The following is a 23,337-nucleotide window of genomic DNA, read 5'->3' as shown; positions in this document are numbered from 1 at the left end:
TGCCCGCCAGATGGGGACGGAGCGAGCCGGCGCCCTGCCTTCCGGGCACTGTCGACCTGAACCGTCTGTGACATCACCCGCCCCGTCTCGTCCGTGCCAGCCGTCGGGCCGCCGACCGGTCGCGGTCCTGTGAATCGTTTGTGACATCAGCTCGACAGTGCCCGCGCCCCAAGCACGTCCGTCGTCGCCGTGCCGTCGCGCGGGGCGCCCCCGAAAAAGTCAGGCTTGACTGTTTGTTTCGGGGGCGGCACGCTGTCCCCGTGCCCGCCGCATCGACCCGCGTCCCTCAACAGGAACGCAGCCGCGCCACCCGCACCCGGCTGCTGGAGGCGACCGTCGAGTGCCTGATCGAGCACGGTTGGTCGGGCACCACCACCACGCTCGTCGCGGCCCGGGCCGGCGTCTCCCGGGGCGCCCAGCTGCACCACTACCCCACCAAGGCGGCCCTGGTCATCGCGGCCGTCGACCACCTCGCCGAGCGCCGGGCGGCCGAGCTGCGCACCGAGGCGGAGGCCCTGCCGGCCGGCCCGCGGCGGCTCGACCGGGTGGTCGACCTGCTCGGCGCCGCCTTCACCGGGCCGCTCTTCGTCGCCGCCCTGGAGCTCTGGGTCGCCGCGCGCACCGACCGGGAGCTGCGTGAGGCCCTGGTGCCGCTGGAGGCCCGGGTCGGCCGGGAGATGCACCGCCTCACCGTCGCCCTGCTCGGCGTCGACGAGCGCCGCCCCGGCGTACGCGAGGCCGTCCAGGCCACCCTCGACCTGCTCCGCGGGCTCGGGGTGGCCAACCTGCTCAACGACGACTCGGTCCGCCGCGCCGCCCTGCTCGCCACCTGGAAGCGCCAGCTCGCCACCCTGCTCACACCCTGACCGCCCGTCCCGACCGGAGGCACCATGGTCGACCTCGCAGACCTGCTCGCGGATCTGGCCACCGAGTCCGAGCAGCTGGACGCCCTGGTCAGCCCGATGGGGCCGGCCGACTGGGCGCGGCCGACCCCGGCGCCGGGCTGGACGGTCGGGCACCAGATCGCCCACCTCGCCTGGACCGACCACGTGGCGCTGCTCGCCGCCACCGACGCCGCCGCCTTCTTCGCCTCGGTCAGCGCCGCACCGGATCCGGCCCGGCTGGTCGACCACGGCGCCGAGGAGTTCCGCGCCCCGCCCGCCGAGCTGCTGGCCCGCTGGCGTGCCGGGCGGAGCGCGCTCGCCGCCGCCCTCGCCGCCGCCCCGCACGGCGAGAAGCTGCCCTGGTACGGCACCCGGATGTCGCCGGCCTCGATGGCCACCGCCCGGATCATGGAGACCTGGGCGCACGGCGAGGACGTGGCCGACGCGCTCGGCGTCACCCGGCCCGCCACCGCCCGGCTCCGGCACGTCGCATACCTCGGGTTCCGTACCCTCGGGCACAGCTTCGCCGCCCACGGCCGGCCGGCGCCGGCGGTGCCGGTACGGGTCGAGCTGGCGGCGCCCGACGGCACGACCTGGAGCTACGGCCCGGCCGACGCCGCCGACCGGGTCACCGGCCCGGCACTCGACTTCTGCCTGCTGGTCACCCAGCGCCGGCACCGCGCCGACCTCACCCTGACGGCCACCGGCCCGGTGGCCGACGAGTGGCTCGACGTGGCGCAGGCTTTCGCCGGCCCACCCGGTACCGGCCGCCCACCCGCCAGCGCCGACAGCGGGGTACCGGCATGAGCGACGTGCTCCGGGTCGGCAACGCCTCCGGCTTCTACGGCGACCGGTTCACCGCCTGGCGGGAGATGCTCGACGGCGGCGACCTGGACGTGCTGACCGGCGACTACCTCGCCGAGCTGACCATGCTGATCCTCGGCCGGGACCGGCTGCGCGACCCCGCCCTGGGCTACGCGAAGACCTTCCTCCGGCAACTGGAGGGCTGCCTCGGCACCGCGCTGGACCGGGGCGTGCGGATCGTGACCAACGCCGGCGGGCTGAACCCGGCCGGCCTGGCCGCCGCGATCGACGCGCTCGCCGACCGGCTCGGCCTGCCGCTCCGGGTCGGGTACGTCGAGGGCGACGCGCTGTCCCGGCCGGACGCGCTCACCGCGAACGCCTACCTCGGGGCGTTCGGCATCGCGGCCTGCCTGGACGGCGGCGCGGACGTGGTGGTCACCGGCCGGGTCACCGACGCGTCCCTGGTGGTGGGCCCGGCGATCGCCCGGTTCGGCTGGCGCCGCGACGACCTCGACGCGCTGGCCGGGGCGACCGTCGCCGGCCACCTGGTGGAGTGCGGCGCCCAGGTGACCGGCGGCAACTTCAGCTTCTTCACCGAACTGCCCGACGGCGGGCACCGCCCCGGCTTCCCGATCGCCGAACTGCACCCGGACGGCTCCTGCCTGATCACCAAGCACCCGGGCACCGGCGGCGCGGTCACCGTCGAGACGGTCACCGCCCAGCTGCTCTACGAGGTGGGTGGGCCCGCCTACCTGGGACCGGACGTGGTGACCCGGCTGGACACGGTGACCCTGCTCTCCGACGGCCCGGACCGGGTCCGGGTCAGCGGGGTGCGCGGCACGCCCCCGCCGGGCACCCTCAAGGTCGGCGTCAACAACCTCGGCGGCTTCCGCAACTCCATGACGTTCGTCCTCTGCGGGCTCGACATCCCGGCGAAGGCGGCCCTGGTCCGGGGCCAGCTGGAGGAGGCGGTCGGCAAGGAGGGGCTGGAGTTCACCCTGGCCCGCACCGACCACCCGGACGCCGCCGACACCGAGGCGGCCAGCGCGCTGCTGCACGTACACCTGCGCGACGGCGACCGGGCGCGGGCCGGGCGGGCCTTCTCGGCGGCCGCGGTGGAGCTTGCCCTGGCCTCCTACCCGGGCTGCACGCTGACCACGCTGCCCGGCGACGCGACGCCCTACGGGGTGTTCACCGCGGACACCGTGGCACAGGACGCGGTGGCGCACGTCGCGGTGCTCCCCTCCGGCGAGCGGGTGCCGATCCCGCCGCCGACCCGCACGGCCGCCGAGGCTCCGGAACCGGCGCCCGCCGAGCCGTCGCCGGTCGCCGGCGAACCCACCCGGCGCGGTCCGCTCGGCGAACTGGTCGGCGCGCGCTCCGGCGACAAGGGCGGCGACGCCAACCTCGGCGTCTGGGCCCGCACCGACCGGGCGTACGAGTGGCTGCGCGGCTGGCTCACCGTCCCCCGCCTGGCCGAGCTGCTGCCGGAGACGGCGCCGCTGGCCGTCGAGCGGTACGAGCTGCCGAACCTGCGCGCGGTGAACTTCGTGATCCGGGGCCTGCTCGGTCAGGGGGTGGCCGCGTCCACCCGGTTCGACCCGCAGGCCAAGGCGCTCGGCGAACTGCTCCGGGCCCGGATCGTCGACCTGCCCGCCGACCTCGCGGCCGGGCCGGCCACCAGCGCCAGGGAGGACTCGTGACCATCGTCGACACGCCGGAGCGACGGCAGCTGCGCGAGCTGACCCGGTCGTTCGTCACCCGCGAGGTGCTGCCGCACCTGGACGACTGGGAACGGGCCGGCGAGGTGCCCCGGTCGCTGCACGAGACCGCCGCGAAGATCGGCCTGCTCGGCATCGGCTTCCCCGAGTCGGTCGGCGGCAGCGGGGGCGACCTGCTCGACTCGATCGTGGTCACCGAGGAGATCATCCGTGCCGGCGGGTCGTCCGGGCTGGTCGCGGCGCTCTTCACGCACGGCATCGCGCTGCCGCACATGGTCGCCGCCGCCGGCGGCCGGACCGGCGGCCTGCTCCGTGGCCGGCTCGGCGGCGGCCAGCTCCGGGGCGACGACGACCTGGTCGACCGGTACGTCCGCCCCACCCTGGCCGGGACGATGATCGGCGCGCTGGCGATCACCGAGCCGGACGGCGGCTCGGACGTCGCCGCCATCCGCACCACGGCGCGCCGCGACGGCGACCACTACGTGGTGAACGGGTCGAAGACCTACATCACCAGCGGGGTCCGGGCCGACTTCGTGACCACCGCGGTCTGCACCGACTTCCCCGGCAGCGGCGAGCTCAGCCTGCTGGTGATCGACAAGGGCAGTCCCGGCTTCACCGTGGGGCGCCGGCTGGAGAAGCTGGGCTGGCACTGCTCGGACACGGCCGAACTCTCCTTCGTCGACGTCCGGGTGCCGGTGACCAACCGGATCGGCGAGGAGAACACCGGCTTCCTCGCGATCATGCAGCACTTCGCCACCGAGCGGCTCTCCCTCGCCACCCAGGCGTACGCGACCGCGCAGCGCTGCGTCGAGCTGGCCACCCGCTGGTGCCGGGACCGGTCCACCTTCGGCCGCCCGCTGGCCAGCCGGCAGCTGGTCCGGCACCGGCTGGCCGAGATGCACACCCGTGCCGAGGCGGCCCGGGCGTACGTGCACGAGGTGGCCGCCCGGGTGGCGGCCGGCGAGCCGGTGGTGACCGAGGTGGCGATGGCCAAGAACGTCGCGGTGGCCGCCTGCGACCACGTCGTCGACCAGGCGCTCCAGCTGCACGGCGGCTTCGGCTACCTGCGCGACGCCGAGGTGGAGCGGCACTACCGGGACGCCCGGATCCTCGGCATCGGCGGCGGCACCACCGAGATCATGAACGAGATCATCGCGAAGGGGATGGGGCTGTGACCACACTGGACAGCTCGGTCGACCCGTCCGCGCCCGGTTTCGCGGCCAACCGGGCGGCGCTGCTGGAACGCCTCGCCGAGTTGGACGCGGCGCTCGACCAGGCCCGCGCCGGGGGCGGTGAGAAGTACGTGACCCGGCACCGCGCCCGGGGCAAGCTGCTGCCCCGGGAACGGATCGAACTGCTGCTCGACCCGGACAGCCCGTTCCTGGAGCTGTCGCCGGTGGCGGCGTACGGCACCGACTTCCCGGTCGGGGCGAGCGTGGTGACCGGCATCGGCGTGGTCGAGGGGGTCGAGTGCCTGGTCGTCGCGAACGACCCGACGGTACGCGGCGGCGCGGTGAACCCCTGGTCGCTGGCGAAGACCCGGCGGGCCGGCGAGATCGCGCTGGCCAACCGGCTGCCGATGGTGAACCTGGTCGAGTCGGCCGGCGCCGACCTGCCGACCCAGGCGGAGATCTTCATCCCGGGCGGGCGGGTGTTCCGCGACCTGACCCGGCTCTCCGCGGCGAAGATCCCCACGGTCAGCGTGGTCTTCGGCAACGCCACCGCCGGGGGCGCGTACGTGCCGGGGATGTCCGACCACGTGATCATGATCCGGGACCGGTCGCAGGTCTACCTGGCCGGGCCGCCGCTGGTGAAGATGGCCACCGGCGAGGTCACCGACGACGAGTCGCTGGGCGGGGCGGCGATGCACGCCACCACCTCCGGGCTGGCCGACTTCCTGGCCTCCGACGAGCGGGACGGCATCCGGCTGGCCCGGCAGTGCGTACGCCGGTTGAACTGGCGCAAGCAGGGCCCGGCGCCCCGCAACGCGGCGCCGCAGCCACCGAAGTACGACCCGGAGGAACTGCTCGGCATCACGAGCGCCGACCTCAAGGTGCCGTTCGACCCGCGCGAGGTGCTGGGCCGGATCCTCGACGGCAGCGAGTTCGACGAGTTCAAACCGGCCTACGGCACCGCCCTGGTCACCGGCTGGGGCGAGCTGCACGGCTACCCGGTCGGTGTGCTGGCCAACGCGCGGGGCGTGCTGTTCAGCGCGGAGGCGCAGAAGGCGGCGCAGTTCATCCAGCTCGCCAACGCCGCCGACACCCCGCTGCTCTTCCTGCAGAACACCACCGGCTACATGGTCGGCACCGAGTACGAGCAGCGCGGCATCATCAAGCACGGCGCGCTCATGATCAACGCGGTGTCGAACTCGACCGTGCCGCACCTGACGGTCAACCTGGGCGCCTCGTACGGAGCGGGCAACTACGGCATGTGCGGCCGGGCGTACGAGCCGAGGTTCCTGTTCACCTGGCCGAACGCGAAGTCGGCGGTGATGGGGCCGGCGCAGCTGGCCGGGGTGCTGTCGATCGTGGCCCGGCAGGCCGCCGCCGCCCGGGGCCGGGAGTACGACGAGGAGTCCGACGCCGCCATGCGGATGATGGTCGAGCAGCAGATCGAGTCCCAGTCCGGGGCGCTCTTCCTCTCCGGCCGACTCTACGACGACGGGGTGATCGACCCCCGGGACACCCGTACCGTGCTCGGGCTCTGCCTCTCCGCGGTCCACAACGCACCCGTGAAGGGCGCCGACGGCTTCGGCGTCTTCCGGATGTGAGGCGGTGCGCCCGATGAACGCGAAGCCCGCGCCCGAAAGGCAGGACCAGTGATCCGGAAACTGCTCGTCGCCAACCGGGGCGAGATCGCCCGCCGGGTCTTCGCCACCTGCCGGGCGCTCGGCGTCGGGACGGTGGCGGTGCACGCCGACGCCGACGCCGGCGCGCCGTACGTGGCGGAGGCCGACGAGGCGGTCCGGCTGCCCGGGAACGCCCCGGCCGAGACGTACCTGCGCATCGACCTGGTGCTCGACGCGGCCCGGCGGACCGGCGCGGACGCCGTCCACCCCGGCTACGGCTTCCTCGCCGAGAACGCCGACTTCGCCGCCGCGGTCACCGACGCCGGCCTGACCTGGGTCGGCCCGCCGGCCAAGGCGATCGCCGCGATGGGCGACAAGATCGAGGCGAAGGCCCTGCTCGCCGAGGCCGGTGTGCCGATGCTGCCGACCTGGACCGAACCCGCCGAGATCACCGACTTCCCGGTGCTGGTCAAGGCGGCGGCGGGCGGCGGCGGGCGGGGCATGCGGATCGTCCGGGACGCGGCCGGGCTGGCCGATGCGGTCGCCTCCGCCCGCCGCGAGGCGGCCGGCGCGTTCGGCGACGGCACGGTCTTCATCGAGCGGTACGTCGAACGCGGCCGGCACGTCGAGGTGCAGATCCTCGGCGACACCCACGGGACGGTCGCCGCGCTCGGCGTCCGGGAGTGCTCGATCCAGCGCCGGCATCAGAAGCTCCTCGAGGAGGCGCCGGGGGTCCTCCCCCCGGGGGTACGCGAGCGGCTGCACGAGGCGGCGGTCGCCGCCGGCCGGGCGGTCGACTACGTCGGCGCCGGTACGGTGGAGTTCCTCCTCGCCCCGGACGGCGAGATCTTCTTCCTGGAGATGAACACCCGGCTCCAGGTCGAGCACCCGGTCACCGAGCTGGTCACCGGGCTGGACCTGGTCCGGCTGCAACTGCTGGTCGCCGAGGGCGAGCCGCTGCCCGAACCCCTCCGCGAGCGGGTCGAGGTGCGCGGCTACGCGATCGAGGCGCGGCTCTGCGCGGAGGACCCGGCCCAGGGTTTCCGCCCGGCCACCGGGACCCTGCACCGGTTCGCCGTCCCCGGCGTGGACCGCCAGTTCGGCAACCTCCAGCAGGCCGGCCTGCGGCTCGACTCCGGCGTCACCGACGGTTCGGTGGTCTCGGTCCACTACGACTCCATGCTCGCCAAGGTGATCGCCTGGGCACCCGGCCGGGCGGAGGCGGTCCGGGCGCTGGCCGGCGCGTTGGCTCGCGCCGAACTGCACGGCGTGCCCACCAACCGGGACCTGCTGGTCCGGGTGCTGCGCAGCCCCGAGTTCGGCGCCGCCGAGATCGACACCGGCTTCCTCGACCGGCACCCCGAGGTCTTCGCCCCGCTGCTGCCGGCCGACCAGCTTCCGCTGGCGGCACTGGCGGCTGCGCTCGCCGGCGCCGCCGGACGCCGCGCCGCCGCTGCGGTGCTCGCCGGGCTCCCCTCCGGGTGGCGGAACGTCCCGGCGTTTCCCCAGGTCACCCGCTTCACCGGCAGCGACGGCGGAGAGATCGAGGTCCGGTACCGGTTGGACCGCACCGGCGCGCTCGCCGAGTGGTCCACCGATCCGGCCAGCGACCGGACGGTGAGCCTGGTCGAGATGGCCCCCGATCGCGTCGTGCTCGACGTGGACGGGGTGCGCCGCGCGTTCCGCGTACACCGGCTGGGGCCGGCGGTCTTCGTGGACGGCCCGGAGGGGGCGGCGAGCCTGGCCGAGCTGCCCCGCTTCCCGCCGCCCACCGCGGAGCTGGCCGCCGGCTCGCTGCTGGCCCCGCTGCCCGGCACGGTGACCCGGCTGCACGTCGAGGTCGGCCGGCGGGTCGCCGCCGGCGACCTGCTGCTCACCCTGGAAGCGATGAAGCTCGAACACCCCGTGCTCGCCCCGACCGACGGCGTGGTGGCCGAACTGCCGGTGCCGGCCGGTGGCCAGGTCGACACCGGCGCCGTGCTGGCCGTGGTCAACCCCGATCTGGAGGCCTCGCGATGAACTTCGACCTCACCCCGGAGCAGGAGCAGCTACGCGACGCCGTCCGCGCGCTGGGCCGCAGGTACGGTCATTCCTATTTCGTAGCGAAAGCGAAATCGGGGGAACACACCAGCGAGCTGTGGAACGAGGCCGGCCGGCTCGGCTATCTCGGGGTCAACATCCCCACCGAGTACGGCGGTGGCGGCGGCGGCATCACCGAGCTGGCCCTGGTCTGCGAGGAACTGGCTGCGGCCGGCTGTCCGCTGCTGCTGCTGGTGGTCTCCCCGGCCATCGCGGCCACCGTGATCACCCGGCACGGCACCGACGAGCAGCGCAAGCGCTACCTGCCCGGCCTCGCCGACGGCTCGCAGAAGATCGTCTTCGCGATCACCGAACCGGAGGCCGGCTCGAACTTCCACCGGCTCGGCACGGTCGCCCGCCGCGACGGCGACGACTGGGTGCTCTCCGGCCGCAAGTGCTACATCTCCGGCGTCGACGAGGCCGGGCATGTCCTGGTGGTGGCACGAACCGAGGACGCGGCGAGCGGGAAGCTCAAGCCGGCGCTCTTCGTCGTGCCGACCGACGCGCCGGGGCTGACCTGGTCCAAACTGGACATGGAGATCCTCTCCCCGGAGAACCAGTTCCTGCTCTACCTCGACGACGTCCGGCTGCCCGCCGACGCGCTGGTCGGCGAGTCGCTGGACGCCGGCCTGCCGGCGCTCTTCTCCGGGCTCAACCCGGAGCGGATCACGGTCGCCGCGATGGGCGCCGGCACCGGCCGGTACGCCATCGAGCGCGCGTCCGAGTACACCGCCAGCCGCAAGGTCTGGGGCGGCCGGAGCATCGGCTCACACCAGGGGGTGTCCCACCCGCTGGCGCACGCGGCGGTGCAGGTGGAACTGGCCCGCCTGATGATCTACAAGGCGGCCACCCTCTACGACGCCGGCCGCGACCTGGAGGCCGGGGTGGCCGGCAACATGGCCAAGTACGCGACCGGCGAGGCCGCCGCGCTCGCCGTGGACACCGCCGTCCAGGTGCACGGCGGCGCCGGCATGACCACCGAGTACGGCGTGGCCACCCTGCTCGGCGCTGTCCGGGCCGGCCGGATCGCCCCGGTCAGCCGGGAGATGATCCTCAACTTCGTCGCCCAGCACGTCCTCGGCCAGGACAAGTCGTACTGAGGATCGGCCGGGAGCCGGCGCGGTGACGCCGGCGCTCAGCCGACCGCCCGGCAGGCGGCGTCGATCCGGTGCACCGGGCGGACCCGCCGGCCCAGCCCCTCCAGCAGCGAATCCTCCACGTGGAAGTCGTGGATCCGCAGCCGGTGCCGGGGCAGTTCCTCCTCGCTCGGGCAGAGCACCTGCGCGCGTACCCGGTCGACCGGCACGTACCGGACGCCGCCCTGCTCCTGGAGGATCACCATGTTCACGTCGTCGGTGGTCACCACGTGCCCGCGGACGTCCTCGGTGGCGCCGGTGTCGTGCCCGACGGTGGTGACGGTGAGCGGCAGCACCGGCGTGCTGATCACCGGTAGCGCCGCCCAGACCAGCATGGCCAGCACGGCGGCCTGGGTGACCGAGGCGAGCGGCCGGATCACCGCGCCGGGCAACGGACCGGCGATGGCGAGGGCGAGCAGCGGCGGTACGACGAGCAGCAGCACGGGCAGCGGCTCGCCCTGCCGCCAGGCGTCCCGCAGCGTCGGCAGCAGCAGCCAGAGGTAGCCGCCGAGCAGGGCCGCGATGATCAGCACCCGCGGGCCGGGCCGCTCGTGCAGCCGCTCGGGGGTGAACTGGAAGGCGGCGGCGGCCGCGGGCACCAGCAGCGGCAGGTAGAGCAGTGGCCAGGTGACCAGGGCGAGCAGGAAGCTCGCCGCGACGAACCAGGCCGGGGTGATCTCCGACCAGCGGGCGAAGAGCGGGCGGCGCCGGCTGGCCGGCGGCAGCCGGTCCACGCTGGCGCCCAGCACGGCGCCGAGCGCGAAGACGGCGACCAGGGCGGTGGAGAGCAGCCGGGCCGCGGTGGTGAGGAACCCGGCCAGCAGGTTGACCGGGCCCACGTTCGCCACCAGCAGCAGGGTCGTCTGCAACTCGCCGCCGGCCTCCACCCCGAGCCGGAGCACGGAGAAGACCGCCGGCACGCCGACCACCGCCGTCCAGAACGACTGGCTGGCCCGGGCCCGCCGCTCCACCTGGTCGTGCGCCTCGATCGGGACGGGTTCCTCGACCGGTCGCCCGGCCGGCGGGGCGTCCGGCGGGGTGGGATCCCGGGGCGTGCGGACCGGACCCTCGGCGGCGGGGCCGCCGGTGGCGGTGGCCGGCGCCGTGCTCATCGCCGCGGCGCCTTGTCGTCGAAGTCCACCAGTTTCGGCACGTCGAGCGGCTGCGGTTGCCGCTTCTCCGCCCGCAACCACGGGCCCAGCGTCCGGTTGTAGGCGGTCAGCCAGGGGCTGGTCTGCCCGTCCCGCCCCTGCTGGTAGCTCTTCTGCAGGAAGAAGGCGACCAGGTCGCGCAGGGCCGGGTCGCCGATCGGCACGCCGATGCCGAGCAGTTCGCTGGTGCCGAAGGGCATGTCGACGATCTCGAACTCGGTGGGGAAGGTGGCGAGGAATCCGGCGAGGATGGCCTCGTCGGAGCTGACCGCGTCGTACCGCCCGGCGCGGATGCCCTCGACGCAGTCGCCCACGTCCTTCACCACCAGCGCCTTGATCTGGTGTTTCTCCAGCTCCGCCTCGGTGGTGGAGCCGCCGCTGGTGCAGATCTTGTGCTTCGGGTCGCGGAGGTCCTCGATGGTGCGGATGCGGTCCTTCAGCCGGGTCGGGACCATCACCTCCTGGGTGGTGACGAAGTAGGGCCCGGCGAAGCTGACCAGCTTCTTGCGCTCCTCGGTGATGGAGAAGCTGGAGACCACCAGGTCGACCACGCCGCCCTGCAGGGCCGGGATGCGGTCCTCGGTGGAGACCGACACGAACTCCAGCCGCTGGTCGCCCTCGTAGCCGAGGGAGGCGGCGATGTAGCGGGCGATCTCGACGTCGAAGCCGGTGTGCACGCCGTTGCGCAGCTCGCCCATCAGCGGCTCGTTGGTGGCGACCCCGATCCGCAGCTTCGGCTGGCCGTAGATGTGGCTCTCGCGCAGCTTCTCCTGGACCGAGGGCAGCTCCGGCTCCTGCCGGCTGTCGCAACCGGCCGCCGCCGCCAGGGTCAGGGTCAACGCCACGGCCAGCGTGGTGGCGATCGAGCGGAGCCGGGAGCCGGTGGAGTGTGCGTTCATCGGGACCTCGCTGCTGAGCGGAGCCTGCGGAAAACCGAGCGTAGCGGCATCCGTCCACATTCCACAGTCACGCCGCGGTCGGGATCCCGGGTGGGGCCGGGGTACGGCGGGCGCCCGATCGTCCGCCGTACCCCGGGTCTCAGCGGACGGTGAGCGTGCCGACCGCGGGCAGCGGCGCGACCACCGGCGGGAGCCGCTTGGGCTCACCGCGGCGTGGGGCGTCCCTGCCGGCCAGGGCGCTCTTCGTGGCGTCCGCCCGCTCGGTCGCCTCGGGCGCCACCGGCGGGTCGGCGAACGGCTGCACGTCACCGGCGCAGACCGTGCCCCTGGCCGGCAGCACCCCGGAGATCAGGTACGCGTCGATCGCCCCGGTGGCGCAGGCCGACGTGCCGTACGCGGTGTGGCCCCAGCTGTCGCTGCTGAGCAGGCGGCTGTTCGGCAGCAGCCGGGCCGAGCTCACCGCGCCCTGGTAGTTGGTCGCCGGGTCCCAGTAGTTGCCGACCACCAGCACCGGAGCGCCGGTGCGCCGGTTGAACGGCCCGGTGTAGGCGTCCTCGTCGCGCACCGTCCAGGTGTCCCGGGCGCAGGGCGAGGTGGCCCAGGCCCAGGCCCGGCCGAAGTAGGGGTCACGCCGGTCGGCCTGCGCCGCCCGGGCCGGCCACGAGCCGGCGTCCGCCGGGTGGTACCCGTCGGTGCAGTCCACCCCGAGGAAGGTCTCCAGCCCGTTGTCGTACGGGAAGTCGAACGCGCGCTGCTGCCGCGCCTCGGCGGCGAGCCGCACCACGGCGGCGCGGGCCCGCTCCCGGGCCGCCGCGGCGGCCTGCGGGTCGGTGAGCACCAGCAGTTCGGCGGTGAGCCCGACGACCTGGGCGTAGCCGGCCGGGTCGTAGAGCGCGCCGAGGGTGGCGCCGACGAAGTCGGCGTAGCTGACCGTGAACGAGCCGAGGTCGGGGTCGTCGATCACCAGCGGCTTGGCCCGCAGCCGTTGGGCCACCAGGTCGAACGAGGCGACCGGGTCGCCGGCCGCCAGCGGGCAGGCCGCCTCGCCGGCCGCGTCGCAGCGCGCCAGGATCTCGCGCAGCGCCCGGTACGCGCCCTGCGCGCTGCGCAGCCGGTCCTCCTGGACCAGGTTGCGGGCCTTGCCCCGGCCGACCCACGCCTCGGGGTCGAGCACGCCGTCCACCACCAGGGCGCGGAACCGGTCGGGGAACATGTTGGCGTAGTACTGCCCGAGCGCGCTGCCGTAGCTGAATCCGAGGAAGGTCAGCTTCCGGTCGCCGACCGCGCGGCGGAGCACGTCCATGTCGCGGGCGACCTCGGCGGTGGACATCGCCCCGCTGAGCGGGCGGCCGGTGGTGGAGCAGCCCCGGCCGACCGCCGCGGAGGAGGCGACGTACGCCTGCTCCTCGGCCTTCGTCCAGGGGAAGGCCACGTTCAGCCCGGCGTACGCCCGGGTCTGGTCCTTCACCGACGGGAAGCACCGCAGCTGGTCGCTGGCGGCCACGCCGCGCGGGTCGACGCCGACCACGTCGAACCGGTCCAGCACGGAGTCGCTGAGGAAGTACGGCGCGGCGAGCGCGATGCCGGTGCCCGAGCCGCCGGGGCCGCCCGGGTTGAGGAAGAGGCTGCCGATCTTGTTCTGCTGGTCGCGGGCCTTCACCCGCAGCAGGGCGATCTCGGTCGTCGCGCCCCTGGGCTTGTCGTAGTCGAGCGGCAGCCGGACCGTGGCGCACTCGGCGTAGTCGTAGCAGGCGTACCAGTCCAGGTCGGGGGTGGGCACCCGGTCGACCCGGCGTGCCTCGGCGGGGCTGGTCCGGTCGGTGACGACCGGGCGCCCCCAGCCGGCGCCGGACGGTGCGGCGGCGGCCGGCGCAACCGCCGAGCCGGCGAGGAGGACGCCGGCGATTCCTGCTGCGGCCAGAGACCGGGTTCGTCGTGGCATGTGGACGCCTTCCGGTGGACGACGGGGACAGGTCGAGACCAGCTCGACCCCCGTCACTCTAGAGACGTCGGGCAATGAATGTGGTCCGCGAAACAGCCACAAAGCCGACATTGTGCCGACGGATGTAACGATTTATTCGCGGTCGACGCTGTTGTTGCCCCGCTCGGGCGCCGGGACCGGGTGGTGCGGCCGGCCGGGTGCCGGTCAGCCGATGCCGGCGAACCAGTCGGGCGCCGGCCGTGCCGACGACCCGTCCGCCGGGAGGTCCGGCACGTACGCGTCGACCACCCGCCAGCCGCCGGCCTCCTCGTCGAGCAGCAGGAAGGCGTCGATCTCGCTGAACGGCGCGCCGATCCCGTACACCTCGCCACCGTCCACGGTGGCCTTGCGCAGCGCGCAGACCCCCGTCGCGCCCGGGCGGGCGTCCGCGCAGCGGCCCACGTACCGGACGTCCGGGCCGTACGTGTCGGCGACGAACCGGGTGATCGCCTGCTCGACGGTGAGCGGCGCGGCGCTCGACGGCGGGGCGGCGGACGCTGTCGGAGACGGAGCTCCCGGCGGTGGCGACGACCCGTCGTCGCAGGCCACCAGCACGCCCGACACCAGCAGGGCGGCCACGATCCGGAAAAGGCGCGTCACGGTAATCCCCTGTGGTCGGCCGGAACGATTCGTCAGGGGATGGTAGGCGGTGCCGGTTGACAGCCGGCACCGCGGAGACATGCTGGACGGGTGAGGTTGCCCGGTCCCCCCGACGCGCGGACGGTGGCGGCGGTCGCGGCGGTGGTCGCGGTCGCGCTACTGGTGACGCTGCTCGTCTGGCGCCGCCAAGATCTCCTCGGGGTGGTCCTGGCGCTGCTCTGCGTCCTGTCCGCCACCATCGCCGGGGTCTCGGTGGCCGCCGCCCGGCAGCGCGACGACGGCGGGCCGGACGCCGCGGCGGCGGCGGGGCAACCGGCGGACGGCCTGTACGGCATCGACGCGGACACCCTGGAGACGCTGGACAATCTGGAGGCGGTGCGCGCGATGCGGGAGCGGCACCGGGACCGGTTCAGCGACCGGTGAGGGTCGGTGCGGCCAGCGCGTCCAGCCCACGACCGGCCAGGCAGCGGTAGGTGCGGTCGGCCCCCGCCCCGGCCGGCGGCAGCACCTCCAGGTTCCACCCCGCCGACTGGGCGATCCCGCTGGTGAGCCGGAAGGTGGTCTCGTTGCAGACCCGGCGGACGGCCGGGTCCGCGCTGATCTCGGCGTGACCGGCGCCGACCAGGGTGGCGGGCAGCTCGCCCTCGGCGTAGCTCTCCCAGGTGTGCTGCCCGTCGCAGGGCACCCGGGCGGCCTCGGCACGCTGGCCGCGTACCCGCACCGGGCCGAAGCACTCCAGCTCGGCGCCGCACCGCGCGCCGTCGGGCAGCGCGGCCGTGCCGCTCGCGCAGCCGGGCAGCGCCGCGGGGGTGGCCGCCACCGCGTCGACGGTCGGGGACGGGGTCGGCGCGGGCGCGCCCCCGGCGACCCACGCTCCCACGGTGGCCGAGCCGGCCAGGGCGAGCGCCCCGGCACCACCGAGGAACCAACGCCGCCGCCAACGCCGGCCGGTGGTGGGCACGGTGGGATGGGCGTCCTCCACCGGCCCGCGCGGCGCGGGCCCGCCGAACCGGCCGGCGGTGTACGGGTTGGTGGGGCCGGCGCCGCCGCCGAGCGGGACACCGGCGGCCGGCGCGCCACCGGTCGCCGCGCCGCCCGGCTCCAGCCGCAGGCCGGCGAGCAGGCCACGCAGTTCCGCGGCGGAGGGCCGGTCGGCCGGGTCGTTCGCCATCCCGGCGCGGAGCACGTCGACCAGTTCGTCGGGCACGCCCGGCAGGCCGGGGATCGGCTGGTGGAACAGCTCCAGCACGGTGACCAGGCTGGGGTTCCGCTCCGACTGCCAGCGGGGCGGCCGGCCGTGCATCACCGCGTAGAGGGTGGCGCAGAGGGCGTAGACGTCGACCGCCGGCGACGGCGGGCTGTGGTTGAACATCTCCGGCGGCGCGTACGCCGGGGTGAGCACCTCCAGGGCGACCGAGGCGTCCCGCATCTCGGCGAGCACGGCCAGCCCGAAGTCGGCCAGCACCGCCGGGTTGAAGTGCGAGTAGAGGATGTTCGCCGGCTTCACGTCGCGGTGCAGCACGCCGGCCGCGTGCGAGTGGACGATCGCGTCGGCGATCTTGACCCCGAGGTCGCGGGCCTCCACCGGCCCGAGCGGCGAGGTCCGCATCCGTTCCGCGTACGACCCGTCGCAGAGTTCCATGATCAGGTAGGGGTGCTGGTCGACGGTGACCCCGACGTCGAAGAGGTCGACCACGTGCGGGTGCGACGACATCCGGCCGGCGGCCCGCGCCTCGCGCAGGAACCGCGCCTGGTCCCGCTCGCTGTCCAGCGTGCGGTTCTCCACCTTGACCGCCACCTCGCGCCCGACCGAGATCTGCGTCGCCCGGTAGACGGTGGCGTAGCCACCCCGGGCAAAGACCCGCAAATCAGTCAGACCAGGCACGATGGGCATCGGCAGGGCGCCGGGCGGAGTGTCGGTCACGGTCTCGAAAATACCCAACCGGGCCGGACGCTCAGTGCACCGCGTCCGCGGCGGGCGCGGTCCCGGCCCGGGCGGACGGCTCGGCGGAGCCCGCCCGCCGGGCGTCCCACCAGAGCCCGACGGCGGTCGCCACCGCCCCCACGCCCTCCCACGCGGCCACCCCGAAGAACCGCCCCGGGGCGATGTCGGCCAGCACCGCGATGCTGAAGACGGTGAAGGTGACCAGCCGGAAGACGACGGTGAACCGGTAGAACGCGCGCCACTCCGTGGCCGTGGCGAGCAGGTAGTAGACCCCCATGTTGAACGAGGCCATCGACGAGGCCATCAGGAAGGTGCCGGTGTGGTCGCCGGCCGCCCGCCGCTCCGGCACCTCGAAGCCGAGCATCCGCAGCAGCGCCTCCGGCCAGAGCAGCCCGACCGCGCCCATGAGCAGCGCCAGCACGCCGAAGACCGCGATCGTCCAGCCGGCGCCCGAACGCGGCAGCCTCATGACGGCCCTCCCCTGACCCCGGTACGGCCGCCACTGTGGACGCCGCGTGGAGTGACAGGCTAGCGACCACCTCCGCCGGGCACATCGGCAGAACCGCCACAATCCCCCACCCCACCGGACCGCGTTCACTCCGGGTCGATCCCCGTGTGCAGCGGCAGGGGGCAGGACCGGTCCGGCCGGGAGGGGTTCAGCCGCCGGCGAGTCGGGCGCGCAGGGCGTCGGCGGCGGCCCGCTCGCTGCGCTGTTCCGTGGCGTACGCCAGCCGCACCGCCTTCTCGGCGCAGGCCACCGCCTCCACCGGCCGGCCGCAGGCGGCCAGCGCCTCGGCCAGCACGCTCTCCGCGATCACCTGGCTGCGCACGTCCTCCGCCGGGGCGGCGACCGCTCGCCGGGCCCAGTCCAGCGCCTGTTCCCGCTGGCCGTGGGCGAGCAGCGCGGAGGCGTACCGGGCCAACGTCTGGCGGCGGGAGAAGAGCAGCGACGGGGCGTTCGCGGCGGTGGTGGCCACCGGGGCGAGCAGGCCGACGGCGGTGGCCGAATCGCCGGCCGCCAGCCGGGCCATCGCGAGCAGCACCCGGGGCGCCACCTGCGCGGGCGCCTGCGGATTGTGCGGCTCGACGGCGGTCAGCACCGCCCGGGCGTCCCGCTCGGCGGCGGCCCCGTCGCCCATGTCCAGCGCCACGAACCCGCGCAGCGTGCCGGCCATCCCGGTGAGCAGCGGGTGCGACGTCCGGTGGGCGTACGACAGCGCGTCGGTGAACAGGTCGGCGGCGTGCTCCGGTTCGCCCAGCCCGCGGGCCACCACCCCCCGGACGACCAGCGCGAACCCGCGCCCCCAGTCGTCGGAGGCGGCGGCGAAGTCCCGGTACGCCCGGCGCGCCTCCCGGTCCGCGTCAGCCAGTTCGCCGAGTTCCGCGGTGGCGAACGCCTCGACCGCGCGGAGCGTGCCGACCGCCCACGCCTCGCCGACCCGCTCACCGAAGGGCAGGAAGACCCGGGCCAGCCGGCTCGCCTCGCGCAGCCGGCCGGCGAGCAGCCGGGCGAACGCGGTGGTGCCGCGCAGCCAGGCCCGCCCGTACGGGTCCTTCAGCTCGGCGAAGAGCCGGGCGGCCCGGCCGAGCACGGCGTCCGCGCCGGCGAAGTCCCCCCGGGTGGTGGTCACCCAGGCCAGGTTCTGCAACGACCAGGCCTGCCCCCGGCGGTCGGCCACCGAGAGGCTGACCTGGTACGAGGCGGCGAGCCGGCTGCTCGCCTGGCCCAGCCGGCCGGCGATGAAGTCGGCCATCCCCAGCCGGCGCATCGCGGAGGCCCGCAGGGTGGGCAGCTCGGCGGCGGTGGCCACCTGCAACGCCTCCTGCCAGCAGGACACCGCCCGCGCCTGGTCGCCCATGGTCTGGTGGGCCTGGCCGGCGAGGAGCAGCGCGCTGGCCCGGACCCCGGCCTCGTCGCCGGCGTTCGCGGCGATCTTCTCGGCGTAGGCGAGCGCGTCGGCCGGCCGGCCGACCTGGAGCAGCGCGCGGGCGTGCACCACCCGGTCGGCCGCCGGCACCCCGTCCCGGCCCAGTTCGGCGGCGCGGTCGGCGTGCTCCACGGCCAGCGCGGGCTCGCCCACGTGCAGCGCGCGACGGGCGGCCCGGGCGAGCGCGGCGACGCCGAGCGGCACCACCGCGCGGGCCGGCGCGTCCGGTCGCAGCCCGACGGCGTCGGCCAGCGCGGCGGCCCGCTCCACGTGCTCGGCCACGAAGTCGTCCCGGGCCGATTCGGTGAACCCGCCCGGCGGCGTCGACCCGTCCACCGGGTCGAGACTGGCCCACCGGGCCAGCGCGGCGTGCCGGTCGGCCAGCTCGGCCTTGCTCACCCCGGCGTAGGCGGCCTCGCGCATCAGCGGGGTGGCGAAGGCGTACCCGGTGCGGGTGCGGTGCAGCATCCGGCGTTGCAGCAGTTCCTCGACGGCCCGCTCCAGCTCGACCGCGGCCACGGCCGCCGGTCGGCCGGCCAGTCCGGCGCGCTGCTCGCGCAGCGCCTCCAGGGCGCCCTCCGGCACGGTGTCGCCCACCACGGCGGCGTCCCGGAGCACCGAGCGCGCCTCGGCCGGCAGCGCGTCGATGCGGGCGGCGAGCACGGCGGCCAGGTCGCGCGAGAGCAGCCGGCTGCCCAGCGAGCCGGGCACCAGCCGCCAGCCGCCCGGGTTCGGCGCGCTCCGGTCGGCCACCGCGGTCAGCGCCCCGCGCTCCATCAGCAGGGTGACCAGCTCGGCCAGGTAGAACGGGTTGCCCTGGGCGGTGGCGAGCAGCCGGTCGGTGTCGGCCTGCGGCAGCTTGCCGCCGCCCAGATAGCTGGTGAGCAGCCGGGCCGCGTCGGCGCCGCGCAGCGGCGGCAGCACGTACACCTCGGCGTCGGCCACCCGGGTCAGCGCACCGGCGGTCCGCACCAGCTCCGGCCGGCCCAGCAGCAGCACCAGCACCGGACCGCTCAGCCGGGACAGCGTCACCCCGAGGGCGCGGATCGTCTCGGCGGTGGCGTCGTGCAGGTCGTCCACGACGACCACCAGCGGCGCCTCCACGGCGAGCGCGCTGAGCAGGTCGGCCACCGCGTTCGGCACCGCGTCGGCGTCGGCGGGCGCCTGCGCGGCGCTCCACTCGCCCTGGTCGGTCGGCCCGCCGGCGGGCAGTTCGGCGTAGCCGAGCAGGGCCAGCAGCTGGTCGGTGGCGATCGGGACCGGCTCGCCGGTCCGGCCGAGCCGCTGCCCGAGCCGGCGCAGCCGCTCCTCCACCGCCGGCCGGGTGACCGCGGTGGCGGCGTCGCCGGGCAGGCCGACCGCGGCCCGGACCAGGTCGGCCAGCGGGGCGAGCCGGCGCCGTTCACCGAACGCGGCGCAGCGCACCGAGAGCACCCGGGCGCCGGTGTGCGCGGCGAACCGGCCGGCGCCCACGTCGTAGCCGGCGGCGAGGCGTTCCACCTCGGCGGCGAACCGGGACTTGCCGATCCCCGCCTCGGCGGTCATCAGCAGCACCCGGGGCTCGCCCCGGTCGACCACCTCGGCGAGCCGGCCGGCGACCCGGCCGATCTCGGTCTCCCGGCCCACGAACGGCGCCTCGTCGCCGAGGCCGGACCGGGTGCCCGGGGCGTCCAGGAGACCGAGCAGCTCGTACGCCTCGACCGGCTCCCGCTTGCCCTTGAGCCGCAGCGGCCGCAGCGCCCGCCAGGAGGCGACGTGCCGGGTGGCGGCGGAGGTGCGCGCGCCGGCGTAGACCGCGCCCACGGCGGCGGCGTCGGCCAACCGGGCGGCGGTGTTCACGGTGTCGCCGATGACCGTGTACTCGATGGCGGCCTGGATGCCGGCGATCACGTCGCCGGTGTTGAGCCCGACCCGCAGGCCCAGCGGGGCGCCACCGCCGCGCTCGTCGTCGAGCACCCGGCGCACCGCGCGCTGCATGGAGAGCGCGGCGCGGACCGCCCGCTCGGCGTCGTCCTCGTGGGCCACCGGCGCGCCGAAGACCGCCATGATCCCGTCGCCGGTCAGCTTGTCGACGTGCCCGCCGAAGGTCTTCACCGCGCCGGCCAAGGCGGCCAGCACCCGGTCGGTGACCGCGCCGACCCGTTCCGGGTCGAGGTCCTCCGACCAGGAGGTGAAGTCGGACAGGTCACCGAAGAGCACGGTGACCACCCGGCGCTCGGCCGCCGGCAGCGTCGCGGCGGCCGGCAGGGCCGCCCCGCAGTTGTGGCAGAACCGGGCGCCGGGTACGGCGACGGTTCCGCACACCGGGCAGGTCACGCTTGCTCCAACCCGCTCACCCCGGGGTCCGATTCCCCGGTGTCGACCCCGAGGTGCTCCAGCTGGGCGCGGACCGACCACTCGGCGGCCCACCACAGCGACCGGTCCACGTCCGCGTAGACCGCGGCGACCACCTCGGCGGGGGTGCGCGCGCCCGCGGCGACCGCCGCGCGGACCTGGTCCAGGCGGGCGCGGCGGTGGGCGAGGTAGAACTCGGCGGCGGCGCCGCAGTCGGCCAGCGCCGGGCCGTGCCCCGGCAGCGCCGGGACCCCCCGGTACGTGCTGAGCAGCTCCAGGCTGGTCAGGTAGTCCCCGAGGTGCCCGTCCGGGTGGGCCACCACGGTGGTGCCCCGGCCCAGGATGGTGTCGCCGGTGAGCACCACCCGCTGGTCGTCGTGCTCGACCAGGAAGCAGACCGAGTCGCCGGTGTGCCCCGGGGTGGGCAGCAGCCGGATGCCCAGGCCGGCGCCGTCGAGCTGGTCGCCCGGCCCGGAGAGCGGCGGCCCGCCGAGGGTGTGCGCCGGGTCGGCGGCGCGTACCGGCACCCCGCCGAGCAGCTCGGCGAGCCGGCGGGCGCCGTCGGTGTGGTCGCCGTGCCCGTGCGTGATCAGCACGAGGTCGACCGGGCCGTGCGCCGCGATGCGGGACAGGTGCTCCTCGTCGGCCGGGCCCGGGTCGACCACCACCGCCCGCTCGGCGCCGGGCGCGCGCAGCAGCCAGGTGTTGGTGCCGTCGAGCGTCATCGGCCCCGGGTTCGGGGCGCGCAGCAGCGTCGCCCAGCCCGGCAGCTCGTCGGCGAGCGCGGCCGCCGGCGCCGTGAAGTGCCCGGTCATGGCTGCGATCGTACGGCCCCGCCGGCCACTCCCCGCGATCTTGCGCTATCGGCTCGGGATACGTGCCGCTTCAGGGCTTTTGCCCGGCCGAGCGGCGCGGATCGCGGGGAGCGTTGCCAGGTCAGGCGACCTCGACGATGACCTCGATCTCGACCGGGGCGTCGAGCGGCAGCTCGGCCACGCCGACCGCGCTGCGGGCGTGCCGGCCGGCCTCACCGAAGACCGCGCCGAAGAGGTCGGAGGCGCCGTTGATCACGGCCGGCTGGCCGGTGAAGCCCGGGGCCGAGGCGACGAAGCCGGTGAGCTTCACGATCTTGACCACGTTCTCCAGGCCGACCAGCGAGTCGATCGCGGCCAGCGCGTTCAACGCGCAGCGCTGGGCCAGGTCCTTGGCCTGGTCGGCGGAGACCCCGGCGCCGACCTTGCCGGTCGCCAGCAGCTTCCCCTCGGCCATCGGCAACTGGCCGGACACGTACACGTGCTGCCCGGACTGCACGGCCGGCACGTAGCTGGCCACCGGGGGCACGACCTCGGGAAGCGTGAGCCCGAGCTCCGCGAGCTTTCCGTGCGGACCGTTGCTCATGCCGGCACTCCGCTCCGCCGCGTGCCGCCATGCGGCACCATCGCGCCGAGCCTGGCGACTCGCTCGCTCCGCCCGCTCATGCCTTCGGCCGCTTCAGGTAGGCGACCAGCTGGTCCGGGTTCGGGCCGGGGATCACGGCGACGAGTTCCCACCCGTCCTCGCCCCAGTTGTCGAGGATCTGCTTGGTCGCGTGGACCAGCAGCGGGACCGTGGCGTATTCCCACTTCTGCATCGGCGGAGGGCTCCCTCGGTGGCGTTGACACTTCGAGGGACAGCCTACGGTCCGCCGGCCGGCCGGGGTGCGGGACGCTGCTCCGGGGCGCTCGGCAGTTCGCCGCACGCCCCGCTGTGCTCGTACCGCTGCGGGCACCGGGTCCGGTCCGGCAGCAGCAGGTCGCAGAAGACCCGGTGCCGGTTGTTCTGGTCGTCGGCGGTGGAGACGGTGGTCTCGCCGGCGTCGAGTTCGGTGAGGAACCCGAGCGAGGTGGCGACCGTGCCCGCCAGCGCGGTCGCCGCGGCCAGGTCGGCGACCCGGATCGGCAGGTGGATGACGTAGCCCGGCTCGTCCTCCTCGCGGGCCCGGTCGGCGGGCCGGGGCAGCGTCCGCAGCACCTCGACGGGTTCGGCGATCCGCCGGTACGACCGCTCGTTGATCGGCAGTCCGGCGGCGGCCCCCTCGGCCTCGCCCGCGGCGGGACCGGTCCGGCGCCCCGTCGGAGACTGGGCTCGGGGGTTGTTGTCCGCGTCGCGCATCGCTGCCTCCGGGCGTCGTACCTGGTCACGTCATCGCCATCCGGTCCGGACCCGCCCCCGCCCCGGTCCCTCTACGCAGGTCAGAAGGTAGGTCGGCGGCCCGAGTCCCGTAAACAGGACGCGCACGCCAAGTGACCGAAAGTCACATATGCGACAGAGCGTCCGAGTTCGAGTCCGGCCGACCGCCCTCCCCCGCAGTACGGCGCCGACCGCTACCCTTCCGGTCGGACGCCCGCGCAGGGCTCGCCCGCTCGTACCCGCTCGTCGCCTCCGGTGGTGACGACGTCGCACCCCCGGGGGAAGAGATGACCCAGCCACCCAGCGGCGAGCCGACCGGCCAGCCCGACGCCCCGACGTCGCCCGGTCCGGCCGCGGCCACCCAGCCCGGCGCCCTGCCCAACCCCGACCCGGCGACCGTCCCGCCGCCCCCGGCCGGGTACCCGCCGTACCAGGACCCGGCGGCGCCGAAGAAGAAGCGCGGCCTGCTGATCGCCTCGATCGCGCTGGCGGTGGTCCTGCTGCTCTGCGCCGGGGGTGGCGTGGCCGCCTTCTTCACCCTGCGCAACGCGGAGACCGGCGCGGGCGCCAAGGAACCGGCGGTCGCGGTCGACGAGTTCCTCACCGCCGTCTACAAGGACCGGGACGCGGCCAAGGCGGCGACCCTGGTCTGCTCGGCGGCCCGGGACGACGACCGGATCGCCGCCAAGGTCGCCGAGGTGGAGAAGTACGTCGGCACCTACCAGAACCCCCGGTTCCGGTGGACCAAGCCGAAGGTGGACAACCAGACCGGCGAGCGGGCCACGGTCAGCACCAAGGTGACCATGACGACCGCCGACGAGAAGGTCGCCGACCAGGAGCTGCGCTTCACGGTGGTTAGGAAGACCGGTTGGTGGGTCTGCGAGGTCGCCTGAGCGCCGCCGCTGGATAGGCTCG

Annotated in this window: 20 protein-coding genes; 9 read left to right on the top strand and 11 right to left on the bottom strand. The window is 75.1% G+C overall.

From position 1 onward, the window contains the following. Nucleotides 1–260 precede the first annotated feature (260 nt). Genes AC1WTP_RS08975 through AC1WTP_RS08945 form a run of 7 tightly spaced genes read left to right on the top strand, consistent with a single transcriptional unit; the run spans nt 261 to nt 9,379 of the window. A complete protein-coding gene (locus AC1WTP_RS08975) occupies nt 261–866 on the top strand; it encodes a TetR/AcrR family transcriptional regulator (protein ID WP_481648748.1) in 606 nt (201 codons plus the stop codon). A gap of 24 nt (nt 867–890) precedes the next feature. Continuing rightward, nucleotides 891–1,691, top strand: a complete 801-nt coding sequence (locus tag AC1WTP_RS08970; protein WP_481648747.1) for a TIGR03084 family metal-binding protein — start codon at nt 891–893, stop codon at nt 1,689–1,691. Continuing rightward, on the top strand, nt 1,688–3,391 hold the full coding sequence (locus AC1WTP_RS08965; RefSeq protein ID WP_481648746.1) for an acyclic terpene utilization AtuA family protein: 1,704 nt from the start codon (nt 1,688–1,690) through the stop codon (nt 3,389–3,391). Before AC1WTP_RS08970 ends, AC1WTP_RS08965 begins: the two co-directional genes overlap by 4 nt. Beyond that, nucleotides 3,388–4,584, top strand: coding sequence for an acyl-CoA dehydrogenase family protein (locus AC1WTP_RS08960; protein ID WP_481648745.1), 1,197 nt, complete (start codon nt 3,388–3,390; stop codon nt 4,582–4,584). The genes AC1WTP_RS08965 and AC1WTP_RS08960 overlap by 4 nt, the downstream gene beginning before the upstream one ends. Beyond that, nucleotides 4,581–6,182 (top strand): acyl-CoA carboxylase subunit beta, encoded by a 1,602-nt coding sequence (locus AC1WTP_RS08955; RefSeq protein WP_481648744.1) that lies wholly within the window; start codon nt 4,581–4,583, stop codon nt 6,180–6,182. The genes AC1WTP_RS08960 and AC1WTP_RS08955 overlap by 4 nt, the downstream gene beginning before the upstream one ends. Before the next feature lie 48 nt (nt 6,183–6,230). Then, nucleotides 6,231–8,219: an acetyl/propionyl/methylcrotonyl-CoA carboxylase subunit alpha gene (locus tag AC1WTP_RS08950; RefSeq protein ID WP_481648743.1), complete on the top strand. Its 1,989-nt coding sequence runs from the start codon at nt 6,231–6,233 to the stop codon at nt 8,217–8,219. Then, nucleotides 8,216–9,379 (top strand): acyl-CoA dehydrogenase family protein, encoded by a 1,164-nt coding sequence (locus AC1WTP_RS08945; RefSeq protein WP_481648742.1) that lies wholly within the window; start codon nt 8,216–8,218, stop codon nt 9,377–9,379. The genes AC1WTP_RS08950 and AC1WTP_RS08945 overlap by 4 nt, the downstream gene beginning before the upstream one ends. 35 nt (nt 9,380–9,414) lie before the next feature. On the opposite strand, the gene AC1WTP_RS08940 is transcribed toward AC1WTP_RS08945, so the two are convergent. The 4 genes from AC1WTP_RS08940 to AC1WTP_RS08925 form a co-directional block, all read right to left on the bottom strand. After that, nucleotides 9,415–10,527 carry a hypothetical protein gene (locus AC1WTP_RS08940; RefSeq protein WP_481648741.1) on the bottom strand — a complete coding sequence of 371 codons (1,113 nt, stop codon included), beginning with the start codon at nt 10,525–10,527 and terminating at the stop codon, nt 9,415–9,417. After that, nucleotides 10,524–11,465, bottom strand: coding sequence for a transporter substrate-binding domain-containing protein (locus tag AC1WTP_RS08935; RefSeq protein ID WP_481648740.1), 942 nt, complete (start codon nt 11,463–11,465; stop codon nt 10,524–10,526). The genes AC1WTP_RS08940 and AC1WTP_RS08935 overlap by 4 nt, the downstream gene beginning before the upstream one ends. Nucleotides 11,466–11,604: 139 nt before the next feature. After that, entirely contained in the window at nt 11,605–13,407 is a 1,803-nt protein-coding gene (locus AC1WTP_RS08930) for an alpha/beta hydrolase (protein WP_481648739.1), read from the bottom strand. A gap of 204 nt (nt 13,408–13,611) precedes the next feature. After that, nucleotides 13,612–14,046 (bottom strand): hypothetical protein, encoded by a 435-nt coding sequence (locus AC1WTP_RS08925; RefSeq protein ID WP_481648738.1) that lies wholly within the window; start codon nt 14,044–14,046, stop codon nt 13,612–13,614. Between the two features lie 90 nt (nt 14,047–14,136). On the opposite strand from AC1WTP_RS08925, the gene AC1WTP_RS08920 reads away from it, so the two are divergent. Next, the gene (locus tag AC1WTP_RS08920; RefSeq protein WP_481648737.1) at nt 14,137–14,469 is read left to right on the top strand and encodes a hypothetical protein; all 333 of its coding nucleotides are present in this window, start codon (nt 14,137–14,139) and stop codon (nt 14,467–14,469) included. Here AC1WTP_RS08920 and AC1WTP_RS08915 read toward each other — a convergent pair. The 7 genes from AC1WTP_RS08915 to AC1WTP_RS08885 form a co-directional block, all read right to left on the bottom strand. Then, nucleotides 14,456–15,970 (bottom strand): serine/threonine-protein kinase, encoded by a 1,515-nt coding sequence (locus tag AC1WTP_RS08915; RefSeq protein WP_481648736.1) that lies wholly within the window; start codon nt 15,968–15,970, stop codon nt 14,456–14,458. The two genes, AC1WTP_RS08920 and AC1WTP_RS08915, sit on opposite strands and share 14 nt — an antisense overlap. Nucleotides 15,971–16,001: 31 nt before the next feature. Continuing rightward, entirely contained in the window at nt 16,002–16,460 is a 459-nt protein-coding gene (locus AC1WTP_RS08910) for a hypothetical protein (protein ID WP_481648735.1), read from the bottom strand. A 187-nt stretch (nt 16,461–16,647) separates the two neighbouring features. Further along, nucleotides 16,648–20,235 carry an adenylate/guanylate cyclase domain-containing protein gene (locus tag AC1WTP_RS08905; RefSeq protein ID WP_481648734.1) on the bottom strand — a complete coding sequence of 1,196 codons (3,588 nt, stop codon included), beginning with the start codon at nt 20,233–20,235 and terminating at the stop codon, nt 16,648–16,650. Beyond that, the gene (locus tag AC1WTP_RS08900; RefSeq protein WP_481648733.1) at nt 20,232–21,068 is read right to left on the bottom strand and encodes an MBL fold metallo-hydrolase; all 837 of its coding nucleotides are present in this window, start codon (nt 21,066–21,068) and stop codon (nt 20,232–20,234) included. Before AC1WTP_RS08900 ends, AC1WTP_RS08905 begins: the two co-directional genes overlap by 4 nt. A 121-nt stretch (nt 21,069–21,189) precedes the next feature. Continuing rightward, nucleotides 21,190–21,651: a RidA family protein gene (locus AC1WTP_RS08895; RefSeq protein WP_447134010.1), complete on the bottom strand. Its 462-nt coding sequence runs from the start codon at nt 21,649–21,651 to the stop codon at nt 21,190–21,192. Between the two features lie 76 nt (nt 21,652–21,727). Then, the gene (sp36, locus tag AC1WTP_RS08890; RefSeq protein ID WP_088996459.1) at nt 21,728–21,883 is read right to left on the bottom strand and encodes a Sp36 family protein; all 156 of its coding nucleotides are present in this window, start codon (nt 21,881–21,883) and stop codon (nt 21,728–21,730) included. A 44-nt stretch (nt 21,884–21,927) separates the two neighbouring features. Continuing rightward, entirely contained in the window at nt 21,928–22,404 is a 477-nt protein-coding gene (locus tag AC1WTP_RS08885) for a hypothetical protein (RefSeq protein WP_481648732.1), read from the bottom strand. A gap of 305 nt (nt 22,405–22,709) precedes the next feature. Here AC1WTP_RS08885 and AC1WTP_RS08880 point away from each other — a divergent pair, with 305 nt between their 5' ends. Further along, on the top strand, nt 22,710–23,315 hold the full coding sequence (locus tag AC1WTP_RS08880; RefSeq protein ID WP_481648731.1) for an Rv0361 family membrane protein: 606 nt from the start codon (nt 22,710–22,712) through the stop codon (nt 23,313–23,315). Nucleotides 23,316–23,337: the final 22 nt, after the last annotated feature.

This window comes from Micromonospora sp. R311 (assembly GCF_056780015.1).
This window is presented reverse-complemented; position numbering and strand designations above follow the sequence as displayed.